This is a genomic window from Mucilaginibacter segetis, assembly GCF_016522075.1.
GTDB classification, from domain to species: Bacteria; Bacteroidota; Bacteroidia; order Sphingobacteriales; family Sphingobacteriaceae; genus Mucilaginibacter; species Mucilaginibacter segetis.
Map to the genome: position 1 here is coordinate 292,688 of NZ_JAEHFW010000003.1, position 16,581 is coordinate 309,268.

A 16,581-nucleotide genomic window follows, 5' to 3' on the forward strand; every position below is an offset into this window, starting at 1 on the left:
GGCATAAATATTTTGCTATGAGTAAAGACCAAACTACCGATCTGCTTAAATTTTTACAACCCTTTGGCGAAGAGATTGCCGAACTGGTGCTGTGGCTGCGCGGCTTTGTATGGGACAGATATCCTACCGCCAACGAGTTAATTTATGATAACGATAATGAACTTGCTTTTGGTTGGTCGCCTACGGAGCGGATGGAGCATATATTTTGTAAGATAACCATAGGTCGTGCCAATAAAAATATACAGTTTGGTTTTTATTGGGGCAGTGAAATAGCCGACCCCAAAAATATACTGATAGGTGAGGGTAAACAGTATCGGTATTTATTAGTAAAACATAAAGCCGATTTTCCGCAGGAATATATTTCTAAACTAATGGCAGAGGCTTATATAAACTCACTCGCTAAAATAAAGAATCCCGAAGAAATTGTGCAGGGTTTTACCATTACTAAAGCGGTATCAGCCGTGAAATACGAGTTGAAGGAAAAGGATGAATAATGATTGCTATTTATACCCTTCCACATTAATGATAATTATACTGGGGTGTGGCATCCCTAATGTTTTACCGGGAGTAGATTTAAGATACGCCTTAAAATAACCGTTGATAATACCATGCATTGCCCGGTTTGATGGTTCTACAAATTCCGGGAAAATAAATTTTACCGATTTGCGAAAATGAATTTCTCCGTTCTCGTCCACTATGGCCGAAAACGAATAGTTAAAATCATCATACGCTTTGTTGATAACAATGTTAAATTCCGGTAACAGATAATCTTCCATTACCACGTTCGACGACTTGTAAGCGTCGGTATTACTTATTCTTTCTACCGTTAGCAATTTATTTTTACTGGTAAGCGTAACCGGTTGCCGGGCAGCAAATGCCTTAGTGCTATCCTTAATAGATTCTTCCACCTTTTTGCGGATAAACAGCGTATCCAGATGGTTTGGTTTAATCAGATGCGCTGCATCGGTATGCAGGGTATTTTTAATATAATCATCAGCGTACATGGTCATAAACACGGTCGATCTTTCGCGCAGTAGCGCACGATCCTCTACCTTCATTACCTGAAATATAATACTGTCGTGGCTTAGTTTACGCAACCGCAGCCACGCCCAGGCAATATTAAAAATGGAGTCGTGATCAAATAGCACCGGGGCATTCACAAACATTTTGCGCTTGGGGTTATATATATTAACCGAATCATCGGAAGGGAAGGAGAAGTGCCAGTTAGGTTCCAGTTGATACCCTTCATTATTAAAGGATAGTCCGGATTTAAAGTTCCGGCGTACTTCGGTAAATCTTCTGCCAAAAACCGACTTAAATGACGGGCGGGCATCTTTGGTTTCTTCTTTTTTAGTTTCGGTGTTGCAGGCACTTATAGTAATAATCGCCAAAAGTAAAATGAACAGAACAGAACGGTTATGCGGGTGTAATATGCTTTTCATGCAAACAATATGTTGAAGGCGAATATAATACAAAGCCTTTAAATGAAAAACTGCATACATTATTTAGAAAAGCGTTTGGAGTGTTTAAAATTTAGTATTTTTGCATTACCAAAAGTTGGGTTAAAAACCCGCGTATTTCCCTGTGGTGTAATGGTAACACCTCTGATTCTGGTTCAGATGATCGTGGTTCGAGCCCATGCGGGGAAACTTACTCTTCTATATAATTACTCAGCTTTATGTTATATAATTTCTGCTGAATAGGTTGACAACTTGCATGTATTAACTTTCTGGCAGGCGTATCTTATTCCATCAAACAACTATGTTCCTTTGAATTACGTTTTGGGGAAATAATGTAAAATAAATTTGCGCAACTCAAAAGTTGCATATATATTTGCAACCTGAAGGTTGCATAATTTATTATAAAATATGAAACAAGATATATTCCAGGCCATAGCAGATCCTACACGGCGTGCTATTTTGACCTTACTCGCCATACAGGCTTTAACACCAAATGCAATGGCCGAAAAATTTGAAATGACCAGGCAGGCGGTATCAAAACATATTAAGGTATTACACGATTGCGAACTGATTAAGTCCGAGCAGAGTGGGAGGGAGATTTATTATCATTTTAACGCTAAAAAGATGCAGGAATTTGACCACTGGTTAGCCCAATTCAGGCAAAACTGGGAAACTCAATTTAACCAACTTGACCAATTATTAACCACAATTAAAACACAGAAATAATGAACAACGATTTGCTATTTGATTTTAACGTTGATAAAGCAGCTAAAACGGTGTACATCACCAGGGAATTTAATGCCGGGCTGCCTTTGGTATGGGATGCCTTTACTAAGGCCGAACTACTGGACCAATGGGGCGCACCTGCACCTATGCGCGCCAAAACCAAATACATGGATTTTAAGGTAGGCGGCCGACGATTTTACGCGATGATAAGCCCTGATGGACAGGAGCGTTGGGCGGTGCAGGAATTTACTTCCATTACTCCAAAAACCAATTTTAAAATGTACAACGCGTTTTCAGATGAAAACGAAAATCGGGAACTGCCGGGTTCGGACTGGGATTATAATTTCAGCGAACAAAATGGCATCACAAAAGTGAACATTACCATTTATAATGAATCGTTTGAGCGATTGGAAAAATTATTGGAAGGTTTCAAGATAGGTTTCACTATGACTTTAACAAATCTGGAAAATCTGTTATTAAGCTTGTCGGAAAAACAATAAAAGGAAAATTCAAATCACATTAAAAAATAAAAATCATGAGAACAATTAATCCATGGATCAATTTCAACGGAAATGCCGAAGAAGCATTTAACTTTTACAAATCAGTTTTTGGTGGCGAATTCACAAAGGTGGTACGTTTCAAGGATCTGGAAAGTGCCGAATTTAAGGTGCCGGAAAAGGAAGCCAACAAAATAATGACCATTGCCCTGCCGCTTGGTAAACACAATGTGTTAATGGCTAATGATGTACCAGAATTTATGGGTAAGGTAAACGAACAAGAAAACAGATCAAAGATAGTAGTAAATGCTGAGAGCCGTGAAGAAGCTGACAATATATTTAACGGATTATCGGCAGGGGGAAATATTGAAGGGCCAATTGGCGATAGCCCGTGGGGTACCTACGCCGGAATGTTCAGGGACAAATATGGTATTGAATGGATAGTGGAATTCGACCCGAGTTAATATCCGGTTCAAATTTTATAGATAAAACCTATACTATTTTACTTTAAAAATATTTTGCAATTTCATGGGTGATATTTAGGATGAAAAGTACACCTAACTATAAAGCCATGACCAATGAATAAAAACAGATTATCAACTGTTGAGTTGCGTGAAGTGTTTTTTACAGCGCTTTACACAAAAGCATTTTCGGCTGTCGTCCGTTATATCGCACGAATGGGCGGCAGCCTTGAAGAAGCCCAGGATATTTTCCAGGATTCACTGGTGATATATTATGAAAAAATCACATCCTCACCGGCCGAAATTATTGTTAATGAGAAAGCTTATTTATTAGGTATAGCCAAAAAACTATGGCTGCAGCATTATAAAGCCAGTAGTAAGCACGAGCCCTTAAATGATTTTGACACTGTAGCGGTAACTGATGAACAACCTGCCACCCTGAAAATCCTGCATTATCTGCAAACCTCCGGCAAGAAATGCATGGAATTGCTTAAAGCTTATTATTATGATGAATTGCCTGTGCGTGATATCGCTACGCTTTTTGGTTATTCGGGAACACACTCCGCAACCGTAGGGAAATATAAATGCCTGGAAAAAGTAAGAGAAACAGTTAAACAAAAATCATTGAACTATGCGGACTTCATTGAACAATATTAAAATTATTGACGATTACCTTTCAGGATGTATGCCCCACGGTGATGCGCTTTTGTTTGAGGCCAAAATGCTGTTAAATAATGATCTGTCAAAGGATGTGGCCGTTCAGGGAGTAACCAATAAAATTATACGGCAGTATGGCCGCCAATGCTTAAAGGCCGAAATTATTGCCGTACAGGCCAAGTTGGCTGCCGAGCCAAAACACAAGGCTTATATACAACGCATTGCTAAACTGTTTAAATAAAATAAAACATGGATTTAAATGATAACGAATTCAGAAAATACGCGGTTAAGCACCATCGTATAGGCAGCCAGCATGTGGATAGCTATATGGCACGCACAACAGGCATCCCTCAAAGTATGACACCCTACATCACCGAGGAGCGTCAGCTCAACGTAGCACAAATGGACGTGTTTTCGCGCCTGATGATGGACAGGATCATATTTTTAGGTGAAACGGTAGCAGACCGGATGGCAAACATTATACAGGCGCAATTACTTTTCCTGCAATCTGTAGATCCAAAAAAGGATATCCAGCTCTATATTAATTCTCCCGGGGGAGATGTTTACTCGGGTATGGGTATTTATGATACCATGCAACTGATCACACCCGATGTGGGTACCATTTGTATTGGCATGGCATGTTCAATGAGTGCTATTTTACTTTGTGCGGGCAAAGCAGGTAAGCGGGCCACCCTACAGCATTCGCGTGTAATGATCCATCAGCCTTCGGGAGGTATACAGGGTGTATCGGCAGATATAGAAATTACCGCACAACAAATAATAAAAGTAAAGCATGATCTGTATAAGATCATCGCCAGGCATAGCGGTCAAACTTATGATTGGGTGCACAAGGCTTCTGACCGCGATTACTGGATGACCGGCGCCGAAGCTAAAGCGCATGGAATTATAGATGAAGTGTTAGGAAATACCGATTGAATTTACCTGCATAATATAACACATACCTTCCGCCAACATATTCACCCCTGCCGTACAAAAAGCATGGATATATTTTATGCTTACAGTTAAGTGTATTTACCAATACTTGCCAATCTGAATAAGAGAGGATATTAAAGAATCAATAATTTATTATGGTTTTGCGGTATTTGATATTAGCTTGTTTAGTAGCGTTTAAATATTATTTTTGTGAGCAAATGCAATGGAATGGGTATTAATGCTGCCGAAAGTAAGGATGATTTAAGTACAAAACAGAAGTTATCTGACGCAGAGTTACCCATCTTTTTTTTGCAATTGGGTGCAAAAACCAGCCTGTTTTTTGACAGGATATTAAAGCAGGCAGTGTTAAGTAATGGTACCGAAAATGTATTTATACTAACTGATACCAATTTTGAGCAGTATAGTAACTTTAACTGTATTGATATATCCGGATACGCTAACCGGGAGCGAATATTTGATAAAGTTTATAAGCATCATTCAACTAATCCTTACTTTTTTGAAAAAACCTGTTTTGATCGTTGGTTCATTATTAATGAGCTTATAAAGGAGCATGCTATAGAAAATTTTATGTATGCCGATTGTGATGTACTTATATTAGAAGATATTAAACCCGTTTTTAATAATTTTATTAAAGATTATTACGACGGTACTATGATGTTTTTTGCCGAGGGAGAAAACAGTATTACATCGGCCCACACCTCGTTCTGGAATAGTAAATTACTTAATAGTTTTTGCGATTTTGTAATTGCTAAATATACCGATGAGCAGCAATTAAGCACTATTGTAACTGATGCCGCGGCAGGTAAGTTTTTTGATAATAAAAACGTATCTGATATGATACTGCTGGATGTTTTCAGAACGGAGACACTGCCGGCTACATTGCCGTTATTATCTCTTGAAGGTATTGGCATGGGCTTTGATTTTAATATAAATGCATCTTTTAATGGCTATAAGCATTATTTTGCCTGTACAGCATATACCCGAATAAAAAAACTGATACAGAGAAGGGACGGCTTATACGGACTTGTAAAGGACGATGTAAAATCTCCGGCTTCGGTTAAATTTTATACACTTCATTTTCAGGGATATTTAACAAAGGCTTTGATACCGGTTTATGGTAATTATTCCAAAGGTGTTGAACGTTTCAAAAATAATATTACAGGCTATTATAATTTTTTGCTGCGTAGAGGTAAATTGGCTAAAAATGCAGTAAAAAGGAGCTTTAGAAAATTTTAATTGTGATGTTAAAATGCTGAGAAGCACAGAAGTGAATAAATATGAAATATTTTACTATTTTTAAATGCGAACGGATTTATATTTAAAAAGTAAAGTAAATTTAGTAAACAATAATTTTTAAGTTTGCAGTTGCGCAGTATTAGTTATAATGACATTGCAGTCATAGTAACTGTTATTTTTATATGAAAAGAACCACATCCTATCCAATCAATATTTTTTTAGCATTAATAGTATTGACTTCATTGAATTCATGTCTGACTTCAAAAAATCTGGCATATTTTAATAATATAGCACGGGATAGTATTTCGCAAATACAACCACAAAATCTGCAAACCAGTATCAATAAAAATGATATATTACAAATAAACATATCAGTACTGGATGAAACAACCACACATTTGCTTAATGCGCCAACAGCTGTTAGCACAGGTGGATCTTCAGGGTCTCTTAACGGGTATTTGGTTGATGAAAGCGGCATAGTGCAACTGCCGCTACTAGGGTCAATAAAGGCAGAAGGTTTAACCAAGTTTGACCTGGCCTCAAAAATAGCGTCGGAATTATTAAAAAGAAAAATAGCAAAGGAACCTATAGTTAATGTGCGTATACTTAATTACAAGGTAACCGTATTAGGTGAAGTAACCCATCCGGGGGTAATACCCGTACCTAATGAGCATATTACCCTGCCCGAAGCATTGGCCAGCGCGGGTGATTTAACGGCCTTCGGAAAGCGGGACAATGTATTGCTGATAAGAGAGAGTAATGGTCAGCGAATTTATAAACGCTTTAGCCTTAACCAAAGCCAAATATTTGATCCGGAACTTTATAATCTTCAAAATCAAGATATTATTTATGTTCAGCCTAATGCAGCAAGGGCGGGAAGCTCAGACCGCGCCACCCAATTAATTCCTATCGCCTTTAGCGCTGTTTCGCTTTTGTTAGTTATATATCTTCAATTGATTAAATAATATTCTTTTTGTTAATGAAAAACACCGGCAAAAAAAGCAATCTTGATAATCCTTTTGAAGGAACGAACACCAAAAATACACTCAGTACTATAGCATTCAGGTACTTACCATTTTGGCCGATATTTGTAATTACTATAGTAATATCCTTATTCGTAAGCTATTTCTATATCAAATATCAAACTCCTATATATGAGGCAAATGCTACTATTTTACTTAAAGACCAAAGAAGCGGAGGTACCGATGCGGATGTTTTGCAGGCTTTAGGGATATCAAACTCGGCTAAAATTGTAGAGAATGAGATAGAAGTTTTAAGATCGCGTATATTACTACAACAGGTGGCTAAGGATGTAGGTTTGTATGCCCAGGTATTTAACAAAGGCACATTGCGCGATATATTGATATATCCCAGTCCGGTTGAATTTGTAGCCCTTAATCCGGATGATTTAAAAAACTCGGGTAATATTCCTATCTCATTTGAGTTTGTTCCCACCAAAAACTATGTATTAATAGGCGGACAACAATATAAACTGGGCACGCCGGTACGTACACCTTACGGAGATTTTATTATTAATCCGGTAAAGCATGCTGATGATGCCCCGGTTAAATATAAGGGAGATTACTATTTACAAATACGTAGTTTAAACACCGCAGCGAAAGGTATTTTAGGCTCTTTAAGCGTAGGTTCAGCTGCAAGGCAATCATCACTTATTGCCTTAAAATTGTTAGATCAGGTACCGGTACGTGCCGAAGATATATTAAATAATTTGGTACGTGTGTACAATAAAGCTGGCATTGATGATAAAAACGCGACTGCAGCCAACACGCTTGATTTTATAAACAACCGTTTAATTGTAGTAGCGAAGGAACTGTCTGCTGTGGAGAATAAAATGCAACAATTCCGTACTGATGAGGGTATTGTTGACCTATCTGCCGAAGGCAGAACCTTTATGAGTAATGAACAGCAAAATGTAGATAAGCTTTCGGAGATTCAACTCCAATTAGATGTGTTGAACCAGGTTGAAAAATACATTGTAAAAAAAGGTGATGCCCCCGGTTTGGTACCATCTACTTTTGGTATTACCGATCCTTTGTTCCTGCAATTGCTCGATAAATTATATAGTGCAGAGTTAGAATTAAGCACAGCTCGCAAAACCGCAGGAGAAAACTCACCAACCATTATAGCCATAAAGGACAGAATAGCCCAAATAAAACCCGGTTTATTGGAAAACCTGAACACATTAAGGCAAAACCTGATTGTTACAAGGAACCGCCTGCAATCTACTAACGGGCAAAATACCGCCTTACTTAAATCAGTACCACAAAAAGAGCGTACATTTTTAGAGATAAGCAGACAGCAATCCATAAAAAATAATATATATACCCTATTGCTAACCAAAAGGGAAGAGGTGCAGCTTTCAAAAGCATCAGCCGTTGCAGATAGCCGGATAATTAATTATGCGGAAAGCAGGGGGCCTGTTAAGCCTATCCCAATTAATATATATTTAATGGGCCTTACCGTAGGCGTTATTGCAGGTGTAGCATTTGTGTTGATAAGGGAGCAATATAACAGGGAGGTACTGTTCAGGTCGGAAATTGAGAAGGCTACCAATGCAACTGTATTGGCCGAGATATTACATGATGATAGCGGGGAAACCCTTGTAATAAAAGATGGCAGCCGAACGGTTATAGCTGAACAGTTTAGGGCACTGCGCACATCATTGAATTTTATTGGTATTCAAGGCGATAAAAAAACGCTGCTGGTAACCTCCTCCATATCTGGTGAGGGTAAAAGTTTTACTGCTATTAACCTGGCTGTAAGTTTAGCTTTAACCGGTAAAAAGGTAGCTATACTGGAGTTTGACCTGCGTAAACCTAAGATAAGTAAGATGCTTGATATTAAGCAGGAAAAGGGAATCAGTAATTATATGGCCGGGCTTGTGGAGTATGATGATATAGCATTGCCTATGGATGATAAGAGTTTGAACGGGATGGTAATATTTCCGGCGGGTACCATACCGCCTAACCCTACCGAGTTAATGCTGAACGGCAGGCTTGATACTTTTATGGAAAGATTGAAGAAAGAGTTTGATTATATACTGATCGATTCACCGCCAATAGGTTTGGTGACTGACGCTAAAATTCTTAACAAGTATGTTGATGCCTGTTTATATATGGTAAGACATAAATATACCCCTAAATATTATCTTAACCTTATCGACCATTTATATGTTAATAACGAACTAACCAACATCAATATAATTTTTAACGGCTTAAAAATGCGCGGTATTTTAAATAGCACAGGAAAAGGTTATGGGGCAGGTTATGGTTACGGCGCGGGATATGGTTACGGTTACGGCTACAGCTACGGCTATACACAGGAAGATGAAAATGTAAAAAAAGGTTTTTTAGGGAACTTAGGTGGAATGTTTAAGAAAAAAAATAAAAAAGATTAATACACCATTTTTCAAGATTATCCATAACAGGCGTAGTATGGTTATAACTATTAAAGTATAATGGAGAAAAATAAACAGGATCAGGAATGGGACCTGGAGATTAAACCACATGATACCGTTTTTAATCTCCATTTGCAGGATGTATGGAACTATCGTGATCTGCTGTGGCTGTTAGTAAGGCGTGATTTTGTATCTTTTTATAAGCAAACCGTTTTGGGCCCGTTGTGGTTTTTTATACAGCCTATATTTACAACGCTTATTTACACCTTTGTATTTTCAAATCTTGCAAAACTAAGCACTAACAGTACACCACCCGCTTTGTTCTATATGTCGGGTACGGTTGCCTGGGCATACTTTCAGGATTGCCTTACTAAAACCTCAACAGTTTTCAGGGATAATAGCAATATTTTCGGCAAGGTTTATTTCCCCAGATTAATTATGCCGTTAAGTATAATATTTTCTAATCTGGTTAAGTTTGGGGTGCAATTGCTGGTATTTGTTCTATTACTCATCTACTATTATTTTAAGGGATTTAATGTTGGTCTTAACTCTTATATCCTGTTGTTTCCGGTAGTGGTTATGGTAATGGCAGTTTTAGGTTTAGGTTTAGGGTTAATAGTTACCGGTCTTACAACAAAATACCGCGATCTGGCTTTTTTAATAACCTTTGGTATGCAGTTGTTTATGTATGCCACCCCGGTTGTATATCCGTTATCAAGCGTTCCCGCTAAATATCAAACGATAATAGCCCTTAATCCTATGAGCGGATTGATTGAGACCTTCAGGTATGGTTTTACCGGAACGGGCCATTTTTATTCGGGTGCATTTACATATAGTATTATAGCCAGTGTGGTTATTTTTATAATAGGGTTAGTGGTGTTTAATAAAGTAGAAAAAAGTTTTGTTGATACCATTTAAAGAAATTTATTTATAAACTACTAATACACCGCATGAGTGATATTGCTATTAAAGTTGAAAATTTATCTAAAGCATATCAGTTAGGTGACTTTAGCACCGGCACACTAAGTCGTGATCTGGAACGATGGTGGGCACTAATGCGAGGCAAAGAAGATCCATTTTTAAAAATAGGCGAAGCAAATGACCGTGCCGTAAAAGGTATAAGCGATGTAGTGTGGAGCCTTAAGGATATCAGCTTTGATATTGAGCAGGGTGATGCCGTGGGCGTTATAGGCAGGAATGGTGCCGGTAAAAGTACGCTGTTAAAAATTTTGAGCAGGGTTACCACACCCACCGTTGGTTCGGTAAAGGTTAAAGGCCGGATTGCCAGTTTGCTGGAAGTAGGTACTGGTTTTCATCCTGATTTAACCGGGCGCGAAAATATATTTTTAAATGGTGCCATACTGGGTATGCGCAAAACCGAAATAAAAAAACATTTTGATGCCATAGTTGATTTTGCCGGAGTAGAAAGGTATATAGATACGCCGGTAAAAAGATATAGCAGCGGCATGTATGTGCGCCTCGCCTTTGCAGTTGCTGCGCACCTGGAGAGTGAAATATTAATTGTTGATGAAGTATTGGCAGTAGGTGATGTGGAATTTCAGAAAAAATGCTTAGGCAAAATGAATGATGTTAGCAAAGGAGAGGGCCGTACCGTTTTATTCGTTAGTCATAACATGGGAATGATAAGCCAGTTATGTAATAAAGGAATATTATTAAAAAATGGTAATATTATAAGTTATAACCAAACACAAGAAGTTGTTGCCCGTTATTTAGCCGATAACAACGACAGCAGTTTAAATACGTTTGTCTTCCCTGCCGATCAGAAAAAAACCGTAGGGCAGTTTCTGAATTTTGAGATCGTAAATGCAGAAGGAGCAGTTGCAGATAAAATATCTTTTGATGATTCTATCCGGTTAAATTATCGTTTACAGGTAAAGCAATATATACCCGGTATACAAATTGGGATAGGCCTGCAAGACAAACTACAGAACCGGATAAGTACTTTTACCAAAGAAATAAATGTGGGCAATGGTGATATTATTGAAGGCAGCATAAAATTGCCCGACAGCATTATTGCTCCAAACAATTATAATTTTGTAATAGCTATCTGGAACAAAAATGGTGAGGTATATGATATTCATGAGAATATTGGCTCTGTAACTATTGTTGATAATGGTACTGATCTGTCGTTGTATGAGGGTAAAGATTACGGCGCGGTAATTTTAAAAGCGATATGGGAATAAAGCGATATATAGCTGGCTATATTGAATCGGTAGTAAACCAAATTCAATATAAAAAACATCAGGAAAAGCAATTGGCCTATCTTAATGCAGCTACTTTTGATCCTGAATCAGTAAGGTTGGATAACACAGTGCAGATATTTAACAACCGTGGCGACAAGAAATATATAAGTATAGGCAATAATTCGTGGATAAAAGGCGAGTTGTTAACCTGGAAACATGGCGGTGAAATTAGTATAGGTGAAAATTGTTTTATTGGTGATTTTGCAAAAATATGGTCATCAGTTAAGGTGAGTATCGGCAATAACGTATTAATATCACACGGGGTTAATATTCACGACAATATATCACATCCACTGAATTCAATAGAACGGCATCAGGATTTTTTGCATGTACGGAAAATTGGATTACAGGATAATGTAAATATAAGCGAAGCAGAGATAATTATAGAAGATGATGCCTGGGTTGGATTTAACGCCACCATTTTTAAAGGGGTAACTGTAGGTAAAGGGGCAATAATTGGCGCAAACACGGTTATTACTAAGGATGTTCCCCCATTTGCCGTTGTAGTGGGTAACCCGGCACGAATAATAAAACAAACTACCTGATAAACTAAATATTGATTACGGCGTTAATTGCTAATTAAAAAAATATGTTTTCAAAAATAAAAGCGTTTTTACGCGGCAAAAGTTATGCTATTGATCAGGTACACGAGGTTAGGCGTGATTTAAAAGAACTATTTGGTAACGATCTGAAAAGTCCGAAAGTTAATTTAGGTCAAATACAGGCATATCTAAACAACCAGCGTACTGCAATTAATTCAATAACTGATGTTGAATTTCAGGTTTTTTCCCAATTCGGAGATGATGGTATAATTCAATATCTGGTAAACAAACTAGATATTCCAAATAAGGTTTTTATTGAATTTGGCGTTGAAAATTATAAAGAATCCAATACAAGATTTTTATTGATAAATAATAAATGGAGCGGGCTGGTAATTGATGGCGGTAAACAAAATATAGATTATATTAAACGTGATGCTGTATCATGGGCAAATAATTTGCATGCGGTGCACGCTTTTATCACCACAGAAAATATCAACCAGATAATTGGCGGGTTTTTGGCTAAGGGGTATCCTTCAGAGATAGGTATATTAAGCGTTGATATTGACGGTAATGACTATTTTGTCTGGAAAGAAATAAATACAGTTAACCCCATAATTGTTATAGCAGAATATAATGCTGTTTTTGGTGCCGAAAAAGCGTGGACAATTCCATATCAGGAAGATTTTTACAGATTAGATGCTGACCCCACCTCTCAATACTGGGGCGCTTCATTAAAGTGTTTATGCATTTTAGCCGAAGAAAAAGGCTATTATTTTATAGGATGCAACAGCAATGGAAATAATGCTTATTTTATAAGGAAGGATAAGATAGCAGACCTGAAACCCCTGTCATGTGCCGAAGGCTTTATGCAAGCTACTTACAGGGAATATATTGATGAAAACTGGGACAGGTTATATGGCGAAGAACGCCTGGAACTTATACGGGGTAAAAAGATGCTGAATATAGAAACAAACCAGATAGAGATAATATAGCTTGCTTGGCAGAAAAATAATTCACAATAATTGAAGGTCCATTTAAATAAATATATTGTATTTGATTGTAATAAATCTTTATCAAAGAAATTAAAGCAACCGTATAATGGCTAAAAGATTTACCATAGGGTTAAATTACTTTTTTGATAATCAATCTAATTCAGGCATTGTTAACTACATTTATAATATAATAGCGGCACTTAATATTCTTCCCAAAGATGAAAAGCCGGCAATTGTAGTATTTTATTCAGCCAACGCACCTGTTGATTACCTGAAAACTATCCAATATCCATTTATAACTTACCGGTTATTTCATCCTTATCCGCTAAACTTTTTTTTGCGGAAGGTAAATGGTTTGGCCAGGCGGATAATTAAAAAGGATATTTATAGAGAAGTAAAATATTATAGCAAAATAGACACTTTATACCCTTGTTTTACTATTAACGACATCAACTTTGACGATTATAAAAACAGGGTGTTTTGGCTGGTGGATTTTAATAACAGGGCGTTTCCGGATCATTATGATGATAAGGGGTCAAATATGCTGAAACAACAGCAGGAGCTGACCTCGTCAGATAAACGTGTGGTGCTTAGTTCAAATGCGCTGTTTAACGAATTAAAAGGATATTACCCTAACTATAAATGTGATATTAAACTAATGCGATTTGCGAGTTCGTTGCCTGAGCTTAATGAGCAGGATATTCCCGCAGTAAAAAAAAATCATCATATTGATGTGCCTTACCTGATGAGCCCTAATCAGCTTTGGGAGCATAAAAATCAGGGAATGGTATTAGATGCTCTCAATATCATCAGGCAAAAACAACCTGATTTAAAGTTTAAGGTGCTTTTTTCGGGAAGTATTAAAGTAAACAGGGGTAAAGGCTTGTATATTGATACTTTACGTAATAAAGTTGAGGAATACGGATTACGTGATTATATAGAGTTTTTAGGAGTTTTAGACAGAAAAGATCAACTACTGTTAATGAAGGGGAGCCATGCTTTGTTACAGCCATCGTTATATGAAGGCTGGAGTACCCTGGTAGAAGAGGCTAAAGCTTTAAATAAGTTCATTATCTTGTCGGCTTTACCTGTACATAAGGAGCAGATAAGTGAAAATGTTGATTTTTTTGACCCGCATAATGCGCAGCAACTGGCAGATAAAATCATAGCATGTCTTAAGCATTCACCTGTGATCAGCCCTTTAAATTATCAGGAAAATATTTATAATTACGCTAAGGACATTTTAAATGCACTTACAATAAACGTATAATTCATCTCCATGAAAAAACTGCTTTTTGTTAGTCATGATGCTTCAAGAACCGGCGCTCCTATAGTTTTGCTGAGTTTTTTGAATTGGCTAAAACAACAGAAAGCGTATGAAATTTCCGTTTATCTGAAACACGGCGGTGACCTTGAGGATAATTTTAAACAATTTGCTACTACCTATTTGCCTGCTCAAAAAACAATTACTCAAAGAGTTGTAAAGCGGGTGTTTAAAAAGAATGAAGAAGGGGCGCAAATTCCATCCGAATTAATGGATCAATCCTTTGATCTGGTTTACCTGAATACAGTTGTATGCCTGGATATTGCACCTTTACTTAAAAAATTCAAGTGCCCGGTTATTTGCCACGTACACGAGAACGATTTCACGATAAATAACTATTATCCGGAATTTGTGGCAGCAAAAAATCTGCTTGCGGTAAACCGGTTTATCGCGGTATCAAAAAGCACGCTCCATAATCTGGTAACTAATTATGCTATACCTGCGGATAAAATAAGCTTGGTTTATGAGTTTATTGATCTTGATAAAATAAAAAAGCCGTCTGTAACTAAAGATGAAGTGAAGCAGGAATTAGGGTTAACCGATGAGTTTATTGTAGGCGGTAGTGGTTTAACCTCCTGGCGTAAAGGAATAGACCTGTTTTTATCACTTGCGGCAGAGATTAACAAAATACAGCCCGATAATGGTATAAAATTAATTTGGGTAGGCTCGGTAACGCACGAGTTTAGTTGCAGGTTTGCTTACGAAGCCGAAAGGTTAGGGATTAAGGATATGGTTATTTTCACCGGCAGTAAAACTATTCCTCAAAATTATTTCCAACTGTTTGATGTGTTTGCGCTTACCTCTCGTGAAGATCCGTTCCCGCTGGTGGCCATTGAGGCTGCATCGCTTAATAAACCAATACTGTGTTTTGAGCAATCTGGTGGTATGGAGGAGTTTGTTAAAGACGGGGAAACGGGCTTAATTGTTCCGTATGCTGATGTTAAAGATATGGCAGTAAAAATACTGACCTTGCAGGATAACCACAACCGGCGCATAAATATGGGCGAACAAGCCGGTAAATTAAGTGTTAACTACGATATCGGTATTGCTGCACCCCCAATTTTACACTTAATTACGCAGTTAATAAACGGAAATTAAATGTCAATGGTATCTGTCGTCATCCCCAATTACAATCATGCTCCTTATTTACAACAGAGGATAGATTCGGTATTGGCGCAAACTTATCAGGATTTTGAATTGATAATTTTAGATGACTGCTCAACGGATAATAGCCGGCAAGTAATAGAAAGCTATCGCGGGAATGAACGGGTGAGTCATATTATTTTTAACCAACAAAATAGTGGTGGGCCTTTCCATCAATGGAAAAAGGGAATAGAGCTGGCGCAAGGTAAATATATTTGGATAGCAGAGAGCGACGACTGGTGTGAGACAACACTATTGGAAACCCTTGTGCAGGGGTTGGATAATAATACTGATTGTGTTTTAGGCTATGTACAAAGTTATGTGGTAAGCGGCGATAATACCATAGAGAAGATATCAACCCATGATAAACTCAGCGAATATGTTAACGGAAAAGTCTACATAAAAGCACATCTGGCCGAACGCTGTGATATTTGGAATGCCAGCATGGTACTGTTTAAAAAGGATGCTTACAAAAGTGTTTCCCCGGAGTTCACAGGTTTTAAAATGTGCGGCGATTGGCTCTTTTATATAGGAATGGCTAAGCAGGGCGAAGTGTTCATATCAGGCAGGGTGCTTAACTACTTCCGTAACCATGATAAGGATGTAAGCGGTAAAATGTACAGTAGCGGTAATAATTATGTAGAGGAAATAGCGATACTCAAAATATTAAAAAAGGAGCGTTTAATTACCTTAGGGGAATATAAGGCACATCTGCTGTTCAAATACATCAAGTTTGTTGTTTTTAGCCCTAAATTCACACCGGAGGTACGAATAAAAATTAGAGAAGCGTTTTACAACGATGATAATGAATCCTATAAGTGGTTTTTAAAAGTGAATGCCAAATTAAGCCTCTTAAAAATACGTACGCGACGGCGTTTAAATTTGATGCTGAAATAACAGGTGCCGC

At 37.6% G+C, this 16,581-nt stretch carries 18 protein-coding genes; 17 read left to right on the top strand and 1 reads right to left on the bottom strand.

Features of this window, described 5'->3' with window-relative positions:
• Positions 1–17: 17 nt before the first annotated feature.
• Positions 18–494: a hypothetical protein gene (locus I5M19_RS15035; protein WP_200067179.1), complete on the top strand. Its 477-nt coding sequence runs from the start codon at positions 18–20 to the stop codon at positions 492–494.
• A 6-nt stretch (positions 495–500) separates the two neighbouring features.
• On the opposite strand, the gene I5M19_RS15040 is transcribed toward I5M19_RS15035, so the two are convergent.
• On the bottom strand, positions 501–1,442 hold the full coding sequence (locus I5M19_RS15040; protein ID WP_200067180.1) for a hypothetical protein: 942 nt from the start codon (positions 1,440–1,442) through the stop codon (positions 501–503).
• A gap of 426 nt (positions 1,443–1,868) precedes the next feature.
• On the opposite strand from I5M19_RS15040, the gene I5M19_RS15045 reads away from it, so the two are divergent.
• From I5M19_RS15045 to I5M19_RS15120, 16 genes are all read left to right on the top strand, one after another.
• Positions 1,869–2,186, top strand: coding sequence for an ArsR/SmtB family transcription factor (locus I5M19_RS15045; protein ID WP_200067181.1), 318 nt, complete (start codon positions 1,869–1,871; stop codon positions 2,184–2,186).
• On the top strand, positions 2,186–2,686 hold the full coding sequence (locus tag I5M19_RS15050; protein WP_200067182.1) for an SRPBCC family protein: 501 nt from the start codon (positions 2,186–2,188) through the stop codon (positions 2,684–2,686). The genes I5M19_RS15045 and I5M19_RS15050 overlap by 1 nt, the downstream gene beginning before the upstream one ends.
• Before the next feature lie 35 nt (positions 2,687–2,721).
• Positions 2,722–3,147, top strand: coding sequence for a VOC family protein (locus I5M19_RS15055; RefSeq protein WP_200067183.1), 426 nt, complete (start codon positions 2,722–2,724; stop codon positions 3,145–3,147).
• Positions 3,148–3,261: 114 nt separating this feature from the next.
• The gene (locus tag I5M19_RS15060) at positions 3,262–3,801 is read left to right on the top strand and encodes an RNA polymerase sigma factor (RefSeq protein ID WP_200067184.1); all 540 of its coding nucleotides are present in this window, start codon (positions 3,262–3,264) and stop codon (positions 3,799–3,801) included.
• Positions 3,776–4,042 (top strand): hypothetical protein, encoded by a 267-nt coding sequence (locus I5M19_RS15065; protein WP_200067185.1) that lies wholly within the window; start codon positions 3,776–3,778, stop codon positions 4,040–4,042. The genes I5M19_RS15060 and I5M19_RS15065 overlap by 26 nt, the downstream gene beginning before the upstream one ends.
• Before the next feature lie 8 nt (positions 4,043–4,050).
• Positions 4,051–4,737, top strand: coding sequence for an ATP-dependent Clp protease proteolytic subunit (locus I5M19_RS15070; RefSeq protein ID WP_200067186.1), 687 nt, complete (start codon positions 4,051–4,053; stop codon positions 4,735–4,737).
• Positions 4,738–4,944: 207 nt separating this feature from the next.
• Positions 4,945–5,991 (top strand): hypothetical protein, encoded by a 1,047-nt coding sequence (locus I5M19_RS15075; RefSeq protein WP_200067187.1) that lies wholly within the window; start codon positions 4,945–4,947, stop codon positions 5,989–5,991.
• Positions 5,992–6,173: 182 nt separating this feature from the next.
• Positions 6,174–6,956, top strand: a complete 783-nt coding sequence (locus I5M19_RS15080) for a polysaccharide biosynthesis/export family protein (protein WP_200067188.1) — start codon at positions 6,174–6,176, stop codon at positions 6,954–6,956.
• 14 nt (positions 6,957–6,970) lie between these two features.
• A complete protein-coding gene (locus I5M19_RS15085) occupies positions 6,971–9,409 on the top strand; it encodes a GumC family protein (RefSeq protein WP_200067189.1) in 2,439 nt (812 codons plus the stop codon).
• Between the two features lie 60 nt (positions 9,410–9,469).
• Positions 9,470–10,327: an ABC transporter permease gene (locus tag I5M19_RS15090; RefSeq protein WP_200067190.1), complete on the top strand. Its 858-nt coding sequence runs from the start codon at positions 9,470–9,472 to the stop codon at positions 10,325–10,327.
• Positions 10,328–10,359: 32 nt separating this feature from the next.
• Positions 10,360–11,613 carry an ABC transporter ATP-binding protein gene (locus I5M19_RS15095; RefSeq protein WP_200067191.1) on the top strand — a complete coding sequence of 418 codons (1,254 nt, stop codon included), beginning with the start codon at positions 10,360–10,362 and terminating at the stop codon, positions 11,611–11,613.
• Complete coding sequence (locus tag I5M19_RS18805; RefSeq protein ID WP_200067192.1) at positions 11,604–12,218, top strand: acyltransferase; 615 nt, start codon at positions 11,604–11,606, stop codon at positions 12,216–12,218. The genes I5M19_RS15095 and I5M19_RS18805 overlap by 10 nt, the downstream gene beginning before the upstream one ends.
• Before the next feature lie 44 nt (positions 12,219–12,262).
• Positions 12,263–13,207 (top strand): hypothetical protein, encoded by a 945-nt coding sequence (locus I5M19_RS15105; protein ID WP_200067193.1) that lies wholly within the window; start codon positions 12,263–12,265, stop codon positions 13,205–13,207.
• Positions 13,208–13,313: 106 nt separating this feature from the next.
• Positions 13,314–14,477, top strand: coding sequence for a glycosyltransferase (locus tag I5M19_RS15110; RefSeq protein WP_200067194.1), 1,164 nt, complete (start codon positions 13,314–13,316; stop codon positions 14,475–14,477).
• A 9-nt stretch (positions 14,478–14,486) separates the two neighbouring features.
• Positions 14,487–15,629: a glycosyltransferase family 4 protein gene (locus I5M19_RS15115; RefSeq protein WP_200067195.1), complete on the top strand. Its 1,143-nt coding sequence runs from the start codon at positions 14,487–14,489 to the stop codon at positions 15,627–15,629.
• A complete protein-coding gene (locus I5M19_RS15120) occupies positions 15,630–16,571 on the top strand; it encodes a glycosyltransferase family 2 protein (protein WP_200067196.1) in 942 nt (313 codons plus the stop codon).
• The last annotated feature ends 10 nt before the right edge of the window (positions 16,572–16,581 follow it).